The organism is Pseudomonas sp. TH10 (genome assembly GCF_016651255.1).
Classification (GTDB): domain Bacteria; phylum Pseudomonadota; class Gammaproteobacteria; order Pseudomonadales; family Pseudomonadaceae; genus Aquipseudomonas.
On sequence record NZ_JAEKEG010000098.1, the window covers coordinates 58,359 to 75,931 of the forward strand.

Here is a 17,573-nt window from a genome sequence, read left to right on the forward strand (position 1 = left end):
AGGACACAGTTTGAAATAGTCACTCGGTTGAATAGCCCGGTGCAGCACCTTATATACCCCGCAGTACGCTACATCTTTAGCTTGAGGAGATTTCTACAACCATGATGCGCATCCTGCTGTTTTTGGCCACTAACCTGGCGGTCGTGCTGATAGCCAGCATCACCCTGAGCCTGTTCGGCTTCAACGGGTTCATGGCGGCCAACGGGGTTGATCTCAATCTCAATCAGCTGCTGGTTTTCTGTGCGGTCTTTGGTTTCGCCGGTTCGCTGTTCTCGCTGTTCATCTCCAAGTGGATGGCGAAGATGAGCACCAGCACTCAGATCATCAGCCAGCCACGTACCCGGCATGAGCAATGGCTGTTGCAAACCGTTGAGCAACTGTCCCGCGAAGCCGGGATCAAGATGCCCGAAGTCGGTATCTTCCCGGCCTACGAGGCCAACGCCTTTGCCACCGGCTGGAACAAGAACGACGCGCTGGTCGCGGTCAGCCAGGGCCTGCTCGAGCGTTTTTCGCCCGATGAAGTCAAAGCCGTGCTGGCGCACGAAATCGGCCACGTCGCCAACGGCGACATGGTTACCCTGGCGCTGATCCAGGGCGTGGTGAACACATTTGTAATGTTCTTCGCGCGGATCATCGGCAATTTCGTCGACAAGGTGATCTTCAAGAACGAAGAAGGCCAAGGCATTGCCTACTACGTGGCGACCATCTTCGCCGAACTGGTGCTGGGCATCCTGGCCAGCTCGATCGTCATGTGGTTCTCGCGCAAACGCGAATTCCGCGCCGACGAAGCCGGCGCCCGTCTGGCCGGTACCAGCGCGATGATCGGCGCACTGCAACGGCTGCGAGCTGAACAGGGCCTGCCAGTACACATGCCCGATACCCTGAATGCCTTTGGCATCAACGGTGGCATCAAGCAGGGTTTCGCTCGCATGTTCATGAGCCACCCGCCGCTGGAAGCGCGTATTGACGCCCTGCGTCGCCGCGGTTGACAGGTTGCGCTAAAACAGAAAGGCCCGCACAGATGCGGGCCTTTTTTGTCTGTCCTGATTTGTGCTGCTGACCTTATGTAAAAGTGAGCCTGCTCACGAATCGCCAGCGCAGGCAGCTTTCTTATCGGGCAGAAACCCGATAAACCCGCTCTTCAAGGCGCGTCACGCCACTCTCGATAAATTTCCAGCTCTCCCCCAGCACATCCTGATCTTCCAGGATCTTCAGCGCCCAGAAGTTGCCGAACAAGTGCCGTACCTCATCATCAAGCACAGCAAACGGCGGTCCGTCCTTTTGCGTCTGATCGTAATCGAGGGTTATCAGCAACCCCATCGCGTCCTTCGGCAGTATCCGGTTCAGGTGCGCCGCGTACTGCTCGCGCATGGCGGGTGGCAGCGCAATCAGCGCAGCACGGTCGTACAGACCGGCGCAGTCGGCCACATCCCCTGCAGTCAACTCGAAGAAGTCCCCGCACCACAGTTCGATCGAACCGGCGCGATAAACCTTGAACGGCCCCTGTTCGCTGACATCAGGATCAAACTGATGCTCGCTGAAGAAGTCCTCAACGGCCTTTTCCGACAGTTCAATCCCCAGTACTTCATGGCCCTGATGAGCAAGCCACAGCAAATCCAGACTTTTCCCACACAACGGCACCAACACGCGAGCGCCCTCTTCCAGGTCCAATTGTGGCCAGAACCGTTGCAGATAAGGATTCACTTGCGGCAGATGGAAGCCGATCTGATTGGAAGCCCACTTCTTTTGCCAAAACTCAGGCTGCATGAATATCCCCTAAAAAATCGATCAAAAGGCGTTAAAACTTATATTAGATTTAGATCAATGATCTGACTGAAGATGGCGCATCTTACCGCTCAGGAATCCATCATGTTTCCCAGCCTGTTTATTTCCCACGGTTCGCCCATGCTCGCACTGGAGCCCGGCGCCAGCGGCCCGGCTCTCGCACGTTTGGCAGCCGAACTGCCGAAACCCAAAGCCATCGTGATCGTCTCGGCGCATTGGGAAAGCGATGAACTGCTGGTCAGCGCTAATCCGCATCCGGACACCTGGCACGACTTCGGCGGTTTCCCCAAGGCGCTGTTCGAAGTGCAATACCCCGCCCCCGGTGATCCGCAACTGGCGGTGGAGGTAGTCGACCTGCTCAAAGCCGCCGACCTGCCTGCTCGCATCGATGCCAAAAGGCCATTTGACCACGGTGTCTGGGTACCGCTTTCGCTGATGTACCCGCAGGCCGACATTCCGGTGGTACAGGTCTCTCTGCCCACACGGGGCGGCCCCGCGTTGCAGACTCAGGTCGGACACGCCCTCTCCAGCCTGCGTGAACAAGGGGTGCTGCTGATAGGATCAGGCAGCATCACCCATAACCTCGGAGAACTGGACTGGCACGCTGGCCCGGAAAGCGTGGAACCCTGGGCCGAAGCGTTCCGTGAATGGATGATCGAGAAACTCTCTGCCAACGATGAGGCCGCGCTGCATGATTACCGCCGCCAGGCGCCAAATGCCGTGCGTAACCATCCCAGCGATGAACACCTGCTGCCGTTGTACTTCGCTCGCGCTGCCGGGGGTCCGTTCAGCGTCAGCCACAAGGGCTTCACCATGGGCGCCCTGGGCATGGACATCTATCGGTTCGGCTAACAGCTGTTGCAACCGCCGGCTACCTGGCTCAGGTGACATCAACCCCGACGTGAATCGCATCATGCCGCCAAAACTCCAGATCACAATCAATCAACCGCTCATGCTGATCATAATTAACCCGAGCAATCCTTAATCCCGGGCTCCCCACAGACACCCGCAAAGCCGCCGCCGCATCCACCGACAACGACGTAGGAACAATCTCAAACCGCACCCGCCCATAGTGCAAATCGTAATGCCGCGCATACAACTCAGTAATCGACTGATTCAAATCAAACTCCAGAATCCCCGGAAAAAACTGCGGATTCAAATAGTGCTCCACATACAACACCAACCGCCCATCAATGCGCCGCGACCGGCAAATCTGAATCACGCTCGACAACGCCGGCAGCTGCAACCAGGCACACACCGCCGCCGAAGCCGGCTGCAACCGCGCCGAAATCACCTCGGTCGAAGGCTCCCGCCCCTGCGCACTGACCATCGCGTGAAAGTGACTGCGCTGCATCAGGTTGTAAGCCAGACGCGGCGGCGACACAAACCAGCCCCGCCGCTCCTCGCGATAAATCTGCCCCTGCGCCTCCAGCTGTAACAACGCCTCGCGCACGGTAATCCGCGTCGTACCAAACAACTCACTGAGTTTGCGCTCGGCCGGCAACTTGCTGCCTGCAGCCAACAACCCGTGATCGAGCTGTTCCTGCAACACCTGGCCAATCGCTGTCACCGCTTTTGTTGCCTCATCGCGCATCAACGTTACCTATCTGGACTAGACCAGCACTGTTTCAGGGCAAAACCACACGGCCAACGAAGCGTTTCCGTGTGTTGCAAGCCTAGGCAGTACAGATGACCGAGAGATGACAAAACTACCCAACGGTCGCTCTCATGACTTGCAATACATCGGCCAAGTCCCTTGTCAGCCGGGGCCTGAGCATGGTCTACGCTTATCTGGCAGCCGCTGATATCGGGCAAACAAAAGGCTTGCCGCAGGGCCACCGACATCAAAGTGTCATCCAGCCCCCTTAAATTGGCTCAGGTATTGCTGACCTAGACCAACACAAACCGCAATCGCAGCGTTGAACACGACCAAGGAGCTTCGGAATGAAACAGCTTTTCCTGGCAACACTGTTAGGCTCGACCATTGCTATGTGCACCTCCGCCATGGCGGCGGGCACCGATCTGAAAACCCTCGAAGCCGCTGCGAAAGCGGAAGGCGCCGTCAACAGCGTCGGCATGCCCGATGACTGGGCCAACTGGAAAGGCACCTGGGAAGACCTGGCCAAGACCTACGGCCTAAAACATATCGACACCGACATGAGCTCGGCTCAGGAAATCGCCAAGTTTGCCGCGGAAAAAGACAACGCCAGCGCCGATATCGGCGATGTCGGTGCCGCTTTCGGCCCGATTGCGGTCAAGCAAGGCGTGGTGCAACCGTACAAGCCAAGCACCTGGGATCAAGTCCCGGACTGGGCCAAGGACAAGGACGGCAACTGGGCCCTGGCCTACACCGGCACCATCGCTTTCATCGTCAACAAGAAGCTGTTGCACGGTTCCGAAGTACCGACCAAATGGGCTGACCTCAAGGGCGGCAAATACAAGGTTTCCATCGGTGACGTGAGCACCGCCGCACAAGCGGCCAACGGCGTTCTCGCTGCTGCCCTGGCCAACGGTGGCGACGAGAAAAACATCCAGCCTGCGCTGCTGCTGTTCGCCGACATCGCCAAGCAAGGTCGACTGTCGATGGCCAACCCGACCATCGCCACCATGGAAAAAGGCGAGATCGAAGTCGGCGTGGTCTGGGACTTCAACGGCCTGAGCTACAAGGCCAAGATGGCCAACCCGGATGACTACGTGGTGCTGATCCCGTCCGACGGCTCGGTGATTTCCGGCTACACCACGATCATCAACAAGTACGCAAAAAATCCTAACGCCGCCAAGCTGACCCGCGAATACATCTTCAGCGACGCCGGCCAGACCAACCTCGCCCGCGGCAACGCCCGCCCGATCCGTGCCGAGCACCTGCAACTGCCGGAAGACGTGAAGGCCAAACTGCTGCCGAACGAGCAGTACAAAAAGGTTACCCCGATCAAAGACGCCGACGCATGGGAAAAAACCTCCAAGGCCCTGCCGCAGAAGTGGAACGAAGAAGTCATCGTGGAGATGAAGTAATCCTTCATCTGTAGGAGCAAAGCTTGCTCGCGAACCGCAGCACCACGGTTTATCGAAAACCGCGCCGCGCCCTTCGCGAGCAAGCTCTGCTCCTACAGTTTTTAACGACTTTTATTGTTTCGCGGAGTTTTTGCCCCTATGAAGCACAACGTCATCCTTGTCGTGCTCGACGGTCTCAATTACGAGGTCGCGCGCCACGCCATGGGGCATCTGCAGGCTTATGTTGGCGCAGGACGCGCCGCGCTCTACCAGTTGGAGTGCGAGTTGCCGGCCCTGTCCCGACCGCTTTATGAATGCATCCTCACCGGCGTGCCGCCGATCGACAGCGGCATCGTCCACAACAACGTCTCGCGCCTGTCCAATCAGCGCAGCATCTATCACTACGCTCGCGACGCCGGCCTGAAAACCGCCGCTGCGGCCTATCACTGGGTCAGCGAGTTGTATAACCGCTCGCCATTCGTGGCCGCCCGCGACCGTCATACCGACGACCCGGATCTGCCAATCCAGCACGGGCACTTCTACTGGAACGATCACTACCCGGATTCGCACCTGTTCGCCGACGCGGAAAACCTGCGCCTGCGCCACGCGCCGAACTTCCTGCTGATCCACCCGATGAACATCGACGACGCCGGGCACAAGCACGGCCTCGACAGCTCGCAGTACCGCAACAGCGCGCGCTCGGCAGACATCATCCTTGCTGACTATTTGCAGACCTGGCTCGATGCCGGTTATCAAGTGCTGGTAACCGCCGACCACGGCATGAACAACGACCGCTCGCACAACGGCCTGCTGCCGGAAGAACGTGAAGTACCGCTGTTCGTGCTCGGCGACGCCTTCAGCCTCGATGCCAGTGCTGCGCCGAAACAGACCGAGATCTGCGGCACAGTCTGCGAACTGCTCGGTGTGCCCCACGACAAACCTGTGTGCCGGGAGCTGCTCAAGTGAAATCCATGACCCGCGGCAAATGGCTGGCGGCGCTGTGGCTGGTGCCCTTCGCGCTATTCTTTATCGTCTTCGAAATCGCCCCGCTGGTCTGGGTGATGATCAACAGCCTGCAATCGGAAGAGTTCGGTTGGGGCGTCGAAAACTTCACGAAAATCTTCAGCTCGAAATTCTATTTGCAGGCGATCCAGTACAGCCTCGAAATCAGTTTCTGGTCGAGTGTGTTCGGCATCATCATCGCCGTGCTCGGCGCCTACTCATTGCGCCGGGTCGATTCGAAACTGCGCAACTTCGTGAATGCCTTCGCCAACATGACCAGCAACTTCGCCGGTGTTCCCCTGGCGTTTGCGTTCATCATCCTGCTCGGTTTCAACGGCAGCTTCACCATCATGCTCAAACAGGCCGGGATCATTCAGGACTTCAATCTGTACTCGAAAACCGGGCTGATCATCCTCTACACCTACTTCCAGATCCCGCTTGGCGTGCTGCTGCTCTACCCGGCCTTCGACGCCTTGCGTGAAGACTGGCGCGAGTCCGCCGCACTGCTCGGCGCCAGCGGCTGGCAGTTCTGGCGGCACATCGGTTTGCCGGTGCTGACCCCAGCATTGCTTGGCACTTTCGTGATCCTGCTGGCCAACGCCCTTGGCGCCTATGCCACGGTATACGCATTGACCACCGGCAATTTCAACGTGTTGCCGATCCGCATTGCGGCGATGGTTTCCGGGGATATTTCCCTCGATCCGAATCTGGCCAGTGCCCTCGCCGTGGTGCTGGTGGCACTGATGACCATCGTCACCGTCGTGCATCAACTGCTGTTGAAGAGGAGCTACCATGTCTCGCGCTGAATCCGGCCCCGCCGGCCTCTACCACCGCGTCGTGGTTTACCTGTTGTTCGCCATTCTGTTGCTGCCATTGGCGGGCACCCTGGTCTACTCGATCGCCAGCAGTTGGTCGGCGACCATTCTGCCCAGCGGTTTCACCTTCAAGTGGTACATCCAGTTGTGGAGCGACCCGCGCTTCCTCCATGCGTTCGGCCAGTCGTTGCTGGTGTGCGTCGGCGCGCTGGTGCTGTCGGTGGTGCTGATCTTGCCGCTATTGTTCGTGGTGCATTACCACTTCCCGAAACTCGATGCGCTGATGAACATCCTGATCCTGCTGCCCTTCGCGGTACCGCCGGTGGTGTCGTCGGTGGGGCTGTTGCAGCTGTATGGCTCCGGCCCGTTCGCGATGGTCGGTACGCCGTGGATCCTGATCGGTTGCTACTTCACCGTGGCGCTGCCCTTCATGTACCGGGCAATCACCAACAATCTGCAAGCGATCAACCTGCGCGACCTGATGGACGCCGCACAACTGCTCGGCGCCAGCACTTTTCAGGCAGCGTTCCTGGTGGTGCTGCCAAACCTGCGCAAAGGCCTGATGGTCGCGCTGCTGCTGTCATTCTCGTTCCTGTTCGGTGAGTTCGTGTTTGCCAACATCCTCGTCGGCACCCGCTACGAAACCCTGCAGGTTTACCTGAACAACATGCGCAACAGCAGCGGCCACTTCACCAGTGCACTGGTCATCTCGTATTTCTTTTTCGTGCTGGTCCTGACCTGGATCGCCAACATCTTGAACAAGGACAAAAGCGAATGAGCTACGTCAGCGTCCAACACCTGCAGAAAAGCTACGCCGGCACCACCGTGTTCAGCGACATCGATTGCGAAATCAACAAGGGCGAGTTTGTCACCTTGCTTGGGCCTTCGGGCTGCGGCAAGTCCACACTGCTGCGTTGCATCGCCGGCCTGACGTCGGTGGATGGCGGCAAGATTCTGCTCGATGGCGTCGACATCGTGCCGCTGAGCCCACAAAAGCGCGGGATCGGCATGGTGTTCCAGAGCTACGCGCTGTTCCCCAACATGACCGTCGAGCAGAACGTTGCATTCGGTTTGCGCATGCAAAAAGTCAATGCCGACGACAGCCATAAACGTGTCGCCGAAGTGTTGAAACTGGTTGAACTGAACGACTTCGCCAGCCGCTATCCGCATCAACTTTCCGGCGGCCAGTGCCAGCGTGTCGCCCTCGCCCGCTCGCTGGTCACGCGTCCACGCTTGCTGCTGCTGGATGAACCGCTGTCGGCACTCGATGCACGCATTCGTAAACACCTGCGTGAACAGATCCGTCAGATCCAACGCGAACTCGGCCTCACGACAATCTTCGTCACACACGATCAGGAAGAAGCGCTGACCATGTCTGACCGGATTTTCCTGATGAATCAGGGAAAAATCGTACAAAGCGGCGATGCTGAAACGCTGTATACGGCGCCAGTCGATGTGTTCGCGGCAGGCTTTATCGGGAACTACAACCTGCTCGACGCAGAGGATGCCTCGAAGCTGTTGCAGCGCCCGATCAATCACCGCATCGCCATTCGCCCGGAAGCCATCGAACTGAGCCTCAACGGCGAACTCGACGCGCAGATTCGCAGCCACAGCCTGCTCGGCAATGTGATCCGCTACCGAATCGAAGCGCGGGGCGTGGAATTGGTCGTGGACGTGCTTAACCGTTCGGCTGCCGATCTGCATCCCGATGGTCAACGCCTGGCGCTTTCCATCGATCCAACGGCGCTGTGCGAAGTAGCTTAAAAGCAGCTGCAAGCTTCGAGCTACAAGCTTCAAGTTGTAGACTGCGGCGTACTTGATTTCAATTCTTGCAGCTCGAAGCTTGTAGCTCGCAGCTGTTCTCGGAGAGAACCGATGGCTTTGGCAATTTTTGATCTGGACGAAACGTTGATCCACGGCGACTGCGCCACCCTCTGGAGCGAGCAGATGGGGCGCTTGGGCTGGGTCGATCCCGAGTCGTTCATGCGCAAAAACAACGAACTGATGGACGCTTACAGCCATGGCAAATTGCGCATGGAAGACTATATGGAATTCAGTCTCGAACCGTTGATCGGGCGCACGCCGGAAGAGGTCGAGCACCTGGTCGGCCCATGGGTTGAAGACTTCATCGAACCGATCATCTTCAGTGACGCCACCAAAACCATCGCCGCCCACCGCAAGGCGGGCGACCGGATTCTGGTGATCTCGGCGTCGGGTACGCACCTGGTCAGGCCGATTGCTGACCGACTGGGTATCGATGAAATTCTCGGCATCGAACTGGAAGTCGCGCATGGCGTGTACAGCGGCCATACGGTCGGCACCCTGACCTACCGCGAAGGCAAGATCACTCGGTTGCTGGAGTGGCTGGATGCCGAGGAAGAAAATCTGGAAGGCGCGAGTTTCTATTCCGACTCACGCAATGATTTGCCTCTGCTGCTGAAAGTGGATTTCCCGCACGTGGTGAACCCGGACCCGATGTTGCTTGAGCACGCCGAAAAAGCCGGCTGGCCGATCCACCTCTGGAAATAACGCAAAACCCTGCAGGAGCAAGGTCAACCTTGCTCCCAAAGGTCGCGGGTTGTCAGGCGAGGCTCTCGTCGATCAACAGCACCACCTTCCCCGCCACGGTATTGCTCGCCAACTCGGCAAACGCCGCCTCGGCATCCTTCACCGCAAAAGCCTTGGCCAACTGCGGCTTCAGGCGTCCTTCGGCAAACAGCGGCCACACATGCTGGCTCAGGTCACTGAACAGATCCGCCTTGAACTGATCACCGCGGCTGCGCAGCGTCGAGCCCAGCAGTTGCACACGCTTGGCCAACACCTGCGCCAAATCGAGTTTCGCCTCGCGGCCGCCCATCAATCCGATCAGCACCCAGCGGCCATCACTGGCCAGCAGTTTGAGATTGAGCGCCGAATAATTGCCGCCGACCGGATCGAGGATCACATCGAACGGCCCGAAGTCGCGCAAGCTGTCCAGATCATCGCCACGGATCACCCCGCCCTGGGCCCCCAGCGCCTCGCAGTAGGCCAAACGCTCTTTCGACCCGACGCTGACCCAGCACGGGTTGCCAAATGCCTTGCACAACTGAATGGCCGCTGAACCGATTCCACTTGCCCCGGCGTGCAAGAGAACTTTCTCACCCGGTTTGAGCGCCGCAAGTTGAAACACATTCAACCAGACTGTTGCATAAACCTCGGGCAATGCCGCGGCCTCGATCAGCGAAACGCCTTCGGGCACCGGCAGCACGTGCCGTCCGTCGACCACCACCTCTTCGGCCATCCCACCCCCGGCCAGCAAGGCGCAAACCCGATCGCCAACCTGCCACGAACTGCCCGCACCCACTTCGCTGATCACACCAGAGCACTCGAGACCGAGCACTTGGCTGGCGCCTGGCGGTGGTGGATACAGCCCTGCTTTCTGTAATAAATCGGCGCGATTGAGGCCAGCAGCCGCCACTCGAATGCAAACTTGTCCTACATCACACGTAGGACTCGGCTCCTCAACCCATGCCACTTGACCTTCAACGCCTTGCAATGCCTTCACAGTGCCTCCATAGTGAGTCTGGACTGAGCCCGAAGCTGTAGCGCCGGGCTTTTTGCATTATGCGACCGGCTCTCGTAGAACCGGCGACTTCAAAGACGGCCTAATATGCGTTATCAATTGTCCCCGCGTCGAATCAGCATGAAGCATTTGCTCCCCAGCACCGCCCTCGCTCTTTTCATCGGTATCGGCTTGTTGCCGGTGTCGGGCAGTACATTCGCAGCCAACAGCTGGGACAAGTTGCAGCCTGATCGCGATGAAGTCATCGCCAGTCTGAACGTCGTCGAGTTGCTCAAGCGTCACCACTACAGCAAGCCGCCGCTCGACGATGCGCGCTCGGTGATCATCTACGACAGCTACATCAAGCTGCTGGATCCGTCGCGTAGCTACTTCATGGCCAGCGACATCGCCGAATTCGACAAGTGGAAGACCCAGTTCGACGACTTCCTCAAAAGCGGCGACCTCAACGCCGGCTTCACCATCTACAAGCGCTATCTGGATCGCGTCAAGGCGCGTCTGGACTTCGCCATCGCCGAGCTGAACAAAGGCGTCGACAAGATGGACTTCACCACCAAGGAAACCTTGCTGATCGATCGCAAGGACGCTCCTTGGCTCAAATCCACCGCTGAACTCGACGACCTGTGGCGCAAACGCGTCAAGGACGAAGTGCTGCGGATGAAGATCGCCGGCAAAGAGCCGAAGCAGATCCAGGAAACCCTGACCAAGCGCTACAAGAACCAGTTGGCGCGCCTGGACCAGACCCGTCCGGAAGACATCTTCCAGGCGTACATCAACACCTTCGCCATGTCTTACGATCCGCACACCAACTATCTGTCGCCGGATAACGCGGAAAACTTCGACATCAACATGAGCCTGTCCCTCGAGGGCATCGGTGCCGTGTTGCAAAGTGACAACGACCAGGTGAAAGTCGTGCGCCTGGTGCCCGCAGGCCCTGCCGACAAGACCAAACAAGTGGCTCCGGCCGACAAGATCATCGGCGTTGCCCAAGGCAACAAAGAGATGGTCGACGTGGTTGGCTGGCGTCTGGACGAAGTGGTCAAGCTGATCCGCGGTCCGAAAGGCACCGTGGTGCGCCTGGAAGTGATTCCGGCGAGCAATGCGCCGAACGACCAGACCACCAAGATCGTGCCGATCACCCGTGAAGCGGTGAAGCTCGAAGACCAGGCCGTGAAGAAGTCCATCCTCAACCTCAAGCAGGATGGCAAGGACTACAAGCTGGGAGTGATCGAGATTCCAGCGTTCTACCTGGACTTCAAGGCCTTCCGTGCAGGTGATCCGGACTACAAGAGCACCACTCGCGACGTCAAGAAGCTGCTGACCGAGTTGCAGAAAGAGAAAGTGGATGGCGTGGTCATCGACTTGCGCAACAACGGCGGCGGCTCCCTGCAGGAAGCTACCGAGCTGACCAGCCTGTTCATCGACAAAGGCCCGACCGTACTGGTGCGCAATGCCGATGGCCGTGTCGATGTCCTGGAAGACGAGAACCCGGGCGCGTTCTACAAGGGCCCGATGGCGTTGCTGGTCAACCGCTTGTCGGCCTCGGCTTCGGAGATCTTCGCCGGCGCCATGCAGGACTACCACCGTGCACTGATCATCGGCGGCCAGACCTTCGGCAAAGGCACCGTGCAAACCATTCAGCCGCTGAACCATGGCGAACTGAAACTGACCCTGGCGAAGTTCTACCGGGTATCCGGCCAGAGCACCCAGCATCAGGGCGTTCTGCCGGACATCGACTACCCGTCGATCATCGACACCAAGGAAATCGGTGAGAGCGCGCTGCCGGAGGCCATGCCGTGGGACACCATCAAGGCCGCCATCAAGCCGGCAGCCGACCCGTTCAAGCCCTACCTGGCGCAGCTCAAATCCGAGCATGACACGCGTACCGCCAAGGATGCCGAGTTCGTGTTCATCCGCGACAAGCTGGCGCTGGCGCAGAAATTGATGGAAGAAAAAACCGTCAGCCTCAACGAGGCCGACCGCCGCGCGCAGCATGCCGACATCGATGCCAAGCAACTGGTGATGGAAAACATCCGTCGCAAAGCCAAGGGCGAAGAGCCGCTCAAAGAGCTGAAGAAAGAAGACGAAGATGCTCTCGCGGCAGCCGAGCCGGACAAGGTCAAACCGGAAGACGATGCCTACCTGAGCGAAACCGGGCGCGTGCTGCTGGATTACCTGAAACTGAGTAATCAGGTGGCCAAGAAGTAAGATGATGGCAATTTAATGCTGACGATCTGCGGATCGTCATCAAACAGTCATCATTCTGTCGTGCAATAAAGGACTGGGAGCCACTCTCTTCATCGAGAGCGCTCCCAGTCCTTTTTTTATCGCCAGAGATTGCCATGACCACGACCGAACAGCTGAGTGCCTTGAGCTCGATCCTGACTCAAAGCGGTTTGCACAGCCTGTTCCAGCCGATCATTTGCCTCTCCGAGCGACGGATACTCGGCTACGAAGCCCTCACCCGTGGCCCGTCCAACAGTCCATTGCACTCGCCCATCGCACTGTTTGCCGTGGCGCGCCAGGCCGGGCGCTTGAGCGAACTGGAAATCGCCTGCCGGCAAAGCGCTTGCCGCCGTTTCAACGAGCAGCAACTACCGGGCAAGCTGTTTCTCAACGTCTCTCCTGAATCCTTGCTGGAAGCCGCGCACCAACCGGGTCGCACGTTGCAGTTGCTGCAAGACTTCGGTATTCCGCCCAGTCAGGTCGTCATCGAACTGACCGAACAAACGCCGATCGACGACTTTCAGCTGCTGCAAACAGCGCTGCATCACTATCGGGCGATGGGCTTTTCCATTGCGCTGGATGATCTGGGTGCCGGTTACTCGAGCCTGCGTTTATGGTCAGAGTTGCGCCCCGACTATGTGAAGATCGACCGACATTTCATCGACGGCATTCACCAGGATGCCTTGAAGCGCGAGTTCGTCGGTTCGATCCTGCAAATCGCCAAAGCTTCCCGCGCGCAGGTGATTGCCGAAGGCATCGAACTGCCAGAAGAACTCGCGGTATTGACCGAGATGGGCGTGGACCTGGTGCAGGGTTACCTGCTCGGACGTCCACAAGAGCATCCACCGCGCGATGCCCGCGCTTTGATGCCCAAACACGACAGCAGCGCCGTCGCACTGAATGACGAAGGTTGCGACCTCAGCGCCTTGCTCAACGAACAACCGGCAGTGGCCCGCGAGACGCCGACAGCCAAGGTACTGGAAGCCTTTCGCCGCCAGGCCAACCTGAACTCGCTGGCGGTACTGGACGCCCAGGGCCACCCTGTGGCATCGTCCACAGGCATTCCCTCTCCGACGCATTGCTCAAGCCCTTCGCCACAGACCTGTTTGCCCGCAAGCCGATCAGCCGCCTGATGAGCGATGACTTTCTAGCCGTGGAGATGACCCAATCGCTGCAGCAGGTCAGCCGGCTGATCACCAGCAGGGCGCGGCAGCGCATCGAAGAGGATTTCATCATTACCCTCGATGGCGGCTACCTGGGACTGGGCCGGGTAATCGACGTGCTGAAGCTGATCACCGAACTGAAAATTCAGCAGGCCCGCTACGCCAATCCGCTGACCTTGCTACCTGGCAACGTGCCGATCCAGCAGTGCCTCACTCGCTTGCTCCAGCAGCAACGTGAGTCGGTGATCTGTTACGTGGACATCGACAGCTTCAAGCCCTTCAACGACATCTATGGCTACGGTCGTGGGGATGAAGTGCTGCTGTGCCTGGCGCAATGCCTGAATGACCGCGTGGACCCCTCCCGCGACTTCGTCGGCCATATCGGCGGCGATGATTTTTTGCTGGTACTGGGTCCCGAAGACTGGCGCAAACGCTTGAACCAGCTGGTGGATGATTTCCAGAGCCAATGCCGGCGGTTCTACCGCAGCGAGCACCTGGAGGCCGGCTGCTTTATCGCCCCAAACCGGCAGGGTGTGCGCCAGGAGTTTGCATTGCTGTCATTGTCGATTGGCGTGGTGCACCTGCATCCTCAGGCATGCGCGCAACTCGATGCGAGTCAATTGGCGGAGATGGCTTCCCAGGCCAAGCATCATGCGAAGAATGTACCCGGGTATAGCGTGTATCTGATTGACAGTCTGGTGGTGTCCGGGCGGGCGCCTTCGCGGGCAAGCCCTCTCCCACAGGGATCTGTGTTGGTAAAGGATTTTGCAAGCGACACATAAATCTGTGCGGGCTCGCCCCGAAGGCGTCGCAGACCAGACACTAATTATCCAAAGGACCGCGAGACGCCAACTCCTGCAGCTTGATCTCAGCCAAGGGATGCCCGGCCTTCGCCGCAATCTTCCAGAACCGCGTCGCTTCAACCGGATCCGGTGCCTTGCTTGGGCTGCCGGCAAGGCTGATCACGCCGACCTGATAAGCCGCTTTGCCATCCCCTGCCAGCGCCGCCAGACGCAGCAACCGCACACCCTCTTCGCGCGCTCCCAAGCCCACGCCGCGAAAAGTCAGAATGTGCCCATAGAAGCTTTGCGCGTCGACATCACCGAGGTTGGCCATGCGCGCAAATTGCCCTTCGAGCCAACGCCAACCGCGCGGTTGCCGGACAAACCACGACCAGTGAAACAATCGGCGAGCCAGCCAGTAAGCGGCCCGCGCCTTGAGTCGTAAAAACACTCAGGCCTCCGCCGATTCCGGGTACTCGTATTCGAACACTCTGACCACTTCCGAGGCATGCCAGGACGCCGCGGCAACGCCGTCGGACGGCCCGGAAAAACGCCCAAGACGTTCAACGCATTCAAAAAAACCGGTGCGTGGCAGGCGGCTGGCACCCTGGCTGATCACCAGCGAGCTGCGCAATGGCTGTTCGGCCTTGGCGTCCAGCGCCGCCAGGTGTTCGAGCGCGGCGGTCAGGGTCTGCATCGCCGGCGTTGGTAACTGCAAACGTTCGAGCAATGCCCGATAGGTCAGAAGATGGCGCTGGCGGCGCGCCTGATCCAGCTCCCCTAACAATCCATCCCAATGTTGACGACTGATGCGTACGCTCACGATTCATCCCTCCAACCTGGCACCGTCAGTTCCCAGGCCAGGCTGCGGCGAATCGCGGCGTCGGGCAGACGCTCACCACTTTCGATCATGGCCAGATAAGACGGGCTGATGCCTACCGCGCGGGCCAACGCCTCGATGGCGATGCCCTTCCCTTCGCGCAAACTGCGTAGTTGATCCAGACCCGGAAGAATCGGCTCTGGAGATGCCGCGAGCGGCGCTGGGGCCGGCTGCGACGGTGTTGCGTTGATACCTGCTGCTTTCAGTAGAGCCTGATATTGAGCCCAAGGCAGAACCGCGTACTCGGGTTCGCCATCGCGTGCAATTATCTGAATATCCATGACTACCCCGTAGGACAACAACACTTAGCGAGTCGGCACTTTTCCCTAGAAGTGTAATCCTAACAGCGGCTAAGGTCGCGGACCACGGTCACGAGGTGCATGAATACAGGGACGATTTTCTATCAGATCATGGTTTTTTCGGGTTTTGCAGCTGAAGTTGCTCCGGTGTGTCAGGCAGCCGCTCCACCACTGCCAGCTTCTCCGGCAATTGGCGCTTGCGCCAGGCACGAAAGGCAGACAACTCGTCATCCAGTACTTTCATGAGCCAGGCCAGCACGGCGATATCGTCAAGCATCCCGAACATGGGAATGAAGTCGGGGATCGCGTCCACGGGACTGAGGAAATACATCAAGCCGGCCACTACCGAAATCAGCGCCTTGGGGCTGATCGCGCGGTACTCTCCTCGCCAATAGGCCAGGCACAATGCCTGCAGCAGGCGCAGGTCTTCCTTGAGCTTACCCAGGCGATTGCCTTGCGCTGCGCCTTTGCTGGCCACGGCAAACAGCAAGGTCGGCAGCCGGCCACGGGCCAGCAGTCGACCAGCCAGAGGCAGGAATCGAGCGAAATTCCACGGAGCTTTCATCTATTCCTCCCGTTGAAATGTTATCCACACAAATTGTGGATAACCTTGTGAACAGAGCTGCATTTCAGCGCTGAGAGCCCCGTTTTATAAGGGCTGCGCTCAGATCGGGCGTTTTTTACTCACATAAAAAACCCCAATATTTCATTGACTTGGCGCCCCAGCGCAGCTAGCGCAGGCGCCTTCAATGGCTATGACTGCATCCTGCCACGTCCGTTCGTTTTGTTTGAGCTCGTTAAATCCCGAATGCAACAACGCCCCGCATGAGCGAGGCGTTGGTTCACAACAGACGCAAATTACTTGGCTGCGTCTTCCTGTTTTGCTGGATCCTTGATCGCCAGCAGTTCCAGGTCGAATACCAGCACCGAGTTGGCCGGGATAGCCGGGCTTGGCGATTGCGCGCCGTAAGCCAGTTCGCTAGGGATGTACAGTTTGTACTTCTCGCCAACGTGCATCAGTTGCAGACCTTCAACCCAACCTGGAATCACGCCGCTCACCGGCAGATCAATCGGGCTGCCGCGCTCGACGGAGCTGTCGAATACGGTGCCGTTGGTCAGCTTGCCGGTGTAGTGAACAGTCACCACGTCGGTCGGCTTAGGCTGTGGGCCGTCAGCTTTTTTGACCACTTCGTATTGCAGGCCGGAAGCGGTGGTTGTTACACCCGCTTTCTTGCCGTTTTCTTCGAGGAATTTCTTGCCGGCGGCTGCCGACTCTTCGCTCATCTTGGCCATACGCTCTTCAGCACGCTTTTGCAGCGCGGCGAAGGCTTCAACCAGATCTTCATCTTTCAGCTTCTGTTCTTTCTTGCCGACGGCATCTTCGATGCCCTGGGCTACCGCTTTGGAGTCCAGATCATCCATGCCTTCCTGAGCCAGGCTTTTGCCCATGTTCAGGCCGATACCGTAGGAAGCTTTCTGCGCCGGGGTTTTCAGCTCTACGCTGGTCTGCGAATCACAACCCGCGAGGACCAGGCTAACCAGGGCCACCGCCGCCGCCAACCGATGCTGTTTCATGCTATTTCCTTGTTCATGCGCCTAAAGGGCAATCGAGTAAAGCCGCGAGCTTATCAGGCCGCCACGACCAATGGCTACCGGCATGAGAGCAGTAAAGCGGCGATAAGTTCAGGGATTAAAACGCATTTGGGCAAAGCGACGATGAAGCTTCTGTCATCTACTTCCCACGGCGGCGAATGTCTTGCGCTGGTGCAATGACGCTGACAAGGCAAAAGCCAAATCGCAGACGAAAAAAACCCGCATCAGCGGGTCTTTCCGTGGTGACCTGGCGTTCAGCGTTCCAGGTTACCGAATATGGCGCAGCGGACGGGACTCGAACCCGCGACCCCCGGCGTGACAGGCCGGTATTCTAACCGACTGAACTACCGCTGCGCTAAACACATGAAACGAATGGTGGGTGATGACGGGATCGAACCGCCGCGTATTCACGCTGAAGATGGTTTGCTCTCTCCCAGCCCAGGCTAATCTTGCGTAACTGGGTGCGGACGCATTGCTG

Annotated in this window: 17 protein-coding genes, 1 tRNA gene and 1 pseudogene; 10 read left to right on the forward strand and 9 right to left on the reverse strand. The window is 58.5% G+C overall.

Going from position 1 to position 17,573, the window contains the following annotated elements; genetic code table 11:
• Nucleotides 1–101 precede the first annotated feature (101 nt).
• On the forward strand, nt 102–989 hold the full coding sequence (htpX, locus tag JFT80_RS15475) for a protease HtpX (protein WP_201148459.1): 888 nt from the start codon (nt 102–104) through the stop codon (nt 987–989).
• A 121-nt stretch (nt 990–1,110) separates the two neighbouring features.
• Here the strand turns inward: htpX and JFT80_RS15480 are convergent, their stop codons facing one another.
• Nucleotides 1,111–1,767 (reverse strand): thiopurine S-methyltransferase, encoded by a 657-nt coding sequence (locus tag JFT80_RS15480; protein ID WP_201148460.1) that lies wholly within the window; start codon nt 1,765–1,767, stop codon nt 1,111–1,113.
• 102 nt (nt 1,768–1,869) lie between these two features.
• Between JFT80_RS15480 and JFT80_RS15485 the strand changes: the two genes are divergently transcribed.
• Nucleotides 1,870–2,637, forward strand: coding sequence for a class III extradiol ring-cleavage dioxygenase (locus tag JFT80_RS15485; protein ID WP_201148461.1), 768 nt, complete (start codon nt 1,870–1,872; stop codon nt 2,635–2,637).
• Between the two features lie 28 nt (nt 2,638–2,665).
• On the opposite strand, the gene JFT80_RS15490 is transcribed toward JFT80_RS15485, so the two are convergent.
• Entirely contained in the window at nt 2,666–3,379 is a 714-nt protein-coding gene (locus JFT80_RS15490; RefSeq protein WP_201148462.1) for a UTRA domain-containing protein, read from the reverse strand.
• Nucleotides 3,380–3,729: 350 nt separating this feature from the next.
• On the opposite strand from JFT80_RS15490, the gene JFT80_RS15495 reads away from it, so the two are divergent.
• The 6 genes from JFT80_RS15495 to JFT80_RS15520 all read left to right on the forward strand — a co-directional run bounded on the left by JFT80_RS15495 (nt 3,730) and on the right by JFT80_RS15520 (nt 9,122).
• Nucleotides 3,730–4,797 carry an ABC transporter substrate-binding protein gene (locus tag JFT80_RS15495; RefSeq protein WP_103307244.1) on the forward strand — a complete coding sequence of 356 codons (1,068 nt, stop codon included), beginning with the start codon at nt 3,730–3,732 and terminating at the stop codon, nt 4,795–4,797.
• Between the two features lie 138 nt (nt 4,798–4,935).
• On the forward strand, nt 4,936–5,742 hold the full coding sequence (locus tag JFT80_RS15500) for an alkaline phosphatase family protein (RefSeq protein ID WP_201148463.1): 807 nt from the start codon (nt 4,936–4,938) through the stop codon (nt 5,740–5,742).
• 5 nt (nt 5,743–5,747) lie between these two features.
• Nucleotides 5,748–6,584 (forward strand): ABC transporter permease subunit, encoded by an 837-nt coding sequence (locus JFT80_RS15505; protein ID WP_201148474.1) that lies wholly within the window; start codon nt 5,748–5,750, stop codon nt 6,582–6,584.
• Nucleotides 6,571–7,371: an ABC transporter permease gene (locus JFT80_RS15510; RefSeq protein ID WP_201148464.1), complete on the forward strand. Its 801-nt coding sequence runs from the start codon at nt 6,571–6,573 to the stop codon at nt 7,369–7,371. Before JFT80_RS15505 ends, JFT80_RS15510 begins: the two co-directional genes overlap by 14 nt.
• Nucleotides 7,368–8,357, forward strand: coding sequence for an ABC transporter ATP-binding protein (locus tag JFT80_RS15515; protein ID WP_201148465.1), 990 nt, complete (start codon nt 7,368–7,370; stop codon nt 8,355–8,357). Before JFT80_RS15510 ends, JFT80_RS15515 begins: the two co-directional genes overlap by 4 nt.
• Before the next feature lie 111 nt (nt 8,358–8,468).
• Nucleotides 8,469–9,122, forward strand: a complete 654-nt coding sequence (locus tag JFT80_RS15520) for an HAD family phosphatase (RefSeq protein ID WP_201148466.1) — start codon at nt 8,469–8,471, stop codon at nt 9,120–9,122.
• 52 nt (nt 9,123–9,174) lie between these two features.
• Here JFT80_RS15520 and JFT80_RS15525 read toward each other — a convergent pair whose 3' ends face one another.
• Entirely contained in the window at nt 9,175–10,137 is a 963-nt protein-coding gene (locus tag JFT80_RS15525; RefSeq protein WP_201148467.1) for a zinc-binding dehydrogenase, read from the reverse strand.
• Between the two features lie 138 nt (nt 10,138–10,275).
• On the opposite strand from JFT80_RS15525, the gene JFT80_RS15530 reads away from it, so the two are divergent.
• Nucleotides 10,276–12,360, forward strand: coding sequence for a carboxy terminal-processing peptidase (locus JFT80_RS15530; RefSeq protein ID WP_201148468.1), 2,085 nt, complete (start codon nt 10,276–10,278; stop codon nt 12,358–12,360).
• Between the two features lie 134 nt (nt 12,361–12,494).
• A pseudogene (locus JFT80_RS15535) lies at nt 12,495–14,323 on the forward strand (bifunctional diguanylate cyclase/phosphodiesterase).
• A 40-nt stretch (nt 14,324–14,363) separates the two neighbouring features.
• On the opposite strand, the gene JFT80_RS15540 reads toward JFT80_RS15535, so the two are convergent.
• From JFT80_RS15540 to JFT80_RS15565, 6 genes are all read right to left on the reverse strand, one after another.
• Nucleotides 14,364–14,774, reverse strand: coding sequence for a sel1 repeat family protein (locus JFT80_RS15540; RefSeq protein ID WP_201148469.1), 411 nt, complete (start codon nt 14,772–14,774; stop codon nt 14,364–14,366).
• Nucleotides 14,775–15,146, reverse strand: coding sequence for a hypothetical protein (locus JFT80_RS15545; RefSeq protein ID WP_003223109.1), 372 nt, complete (start codon nt 15,144–15,146; stop codon nt 14,775–14,777).
• On the reverse strand, nt 15,143–15,484 hold the full coding sequence (locus JFT80_RS15550) for a helix-turn-helix domain-containing protein (RefSeq protein WP_201148470.1): 342 nt from the start codon (nt 15,482–15,484) through the stop codon (nt 15,143–15,145). The genes JFT80_RS15545 and JFT80_RS15550 overlap by 4 nt, the downstream gene beginning before the upstream one ends.
• A gap of 127 nt (nt 15,485–15,611) precedes the next feature.
• Entirely contained in the window at nt 15,612–16,067 is a 456-nt protein-coding gene (locus JFT80_RS15555; RefSeq protein WP_201148471.1) for a YkvA family protein, read from the reverse strand.
• Between the two features lie 293 nt (nt 16,068–16,360).
• A complete protein-coding gene (locus tag JFT80_RS15560) occupies nt 16,361–17,077 on the reverse strand; it encodes an FKBP-type peptidyl-prolyl cis-trans isomerase (RefSeq protein ID WP_201148472.1) in 717 nt (238 codons plus the stop codon).
• A gap of 295 nt (nt 17,078–17,372) precedes the next feature.
• Nucleotides 17,373–17,449, reverse strand: a tRNA-Asp gene (locus JFT80_RS15565).
• Nucleotides 17,450–17,573: the final 124 nt, after the last annotated feature.

Coding starts and splice junctions, on each gene's coding strand:
- htpX (WP_201148459.1), top strand. CDS start 102: ATGATGCGCATCCTGCTGTTTTTGGCCACTAACCTGGCGGTCGTGCTG.
- JFT80_RS15515 (WP_201148465.1), top strand. CDS start 7,368: ATGAGCTACGTCAGCGTCCAACACCTGCAGAAAAGCTACGCCGGCACC.
- JFT80_RS15490 (WP_201148462.1), bottom strand. CDS start 3,379: ATGCGCGATGAGGCAACAAAAGCGGTGACAGCGATTGGCCAGGTGTTG.
- JFT80_RS15560 (WP_201148472.1), bottom strand. CDS start 17,077: ATGAAACAGCATCGGTTGGCGGCGGCGGTGGCCCTGGTTAGCCTGGTC.
- JFT80_RS15485 (WP_201148461.1), top strand. CDS start 1,870: ATGTTTCCCAGCCTGTTTATTTCCCACGGTTCGCCCATGCTCGCACTG.
- JFT80_RS15530 (WP_201148468.1), top strand. CDS start 10,276: ATGAAGCATTTGCTCCCCAGCACCGCCCTCGCTCTTTTCATCGGTATC.
- JFT80_RS15555 (WP_201148471.1), bottom strand. CDS start 16,067: ATGAAAGCTCCGTGGAATTTCGCTCGATTCCTGCCTCTGGCTGGTCGA.
- JFT80_RS15480 (WP_201148460.1), bottom strand. CDS start 1,767: ATGCAGCCTGAGTTTTGGCAAAAGAAGTGGGCTTCCAATCAGATCGGC.
- JFT80_RS15505 (WP_201148474.1), top strand. CDS start 5,748: ATGACCCGCGGCAAATGGCTGGCGGCGCTGTGGCTGGTGCCCTTCGCG.
- JFT80_RS15500 (WP_201148463.1), top strand. CDS start 4,936: ATGAAGCACAACGTCATCCTTGTCGTGCTCGACGGTCTCAATTACGAG.
- JFT80_RS15520 (WP_201148466.1), top strand. CDS start 8,469: ATGGCTTTGGCAATTTTTGATCTGGACGAAACGTTGATCCACGGCGAC.
- JFT80_RS15510 (WP_201148464.1), top strand. CDS start 6,571: ATGTCTCGCGCTGAATCCGGCCCCGCCGGCCTCTACCACCGCGTCGTG.
- JFT80_RS15495 (WP_103307244.1), top strand. CDS start 3,730: ATGAAACAGCTTTTCCTGGCAACACTGTTAGGCTCGACCATTGCTATG.
- JFT80_RS15550 (WP_201148470.1), bottom strand. CDS start 15,484: ATGGATATTCAGATAATTGCACGCGATGGCGAACCCGAGTACGCGGTT.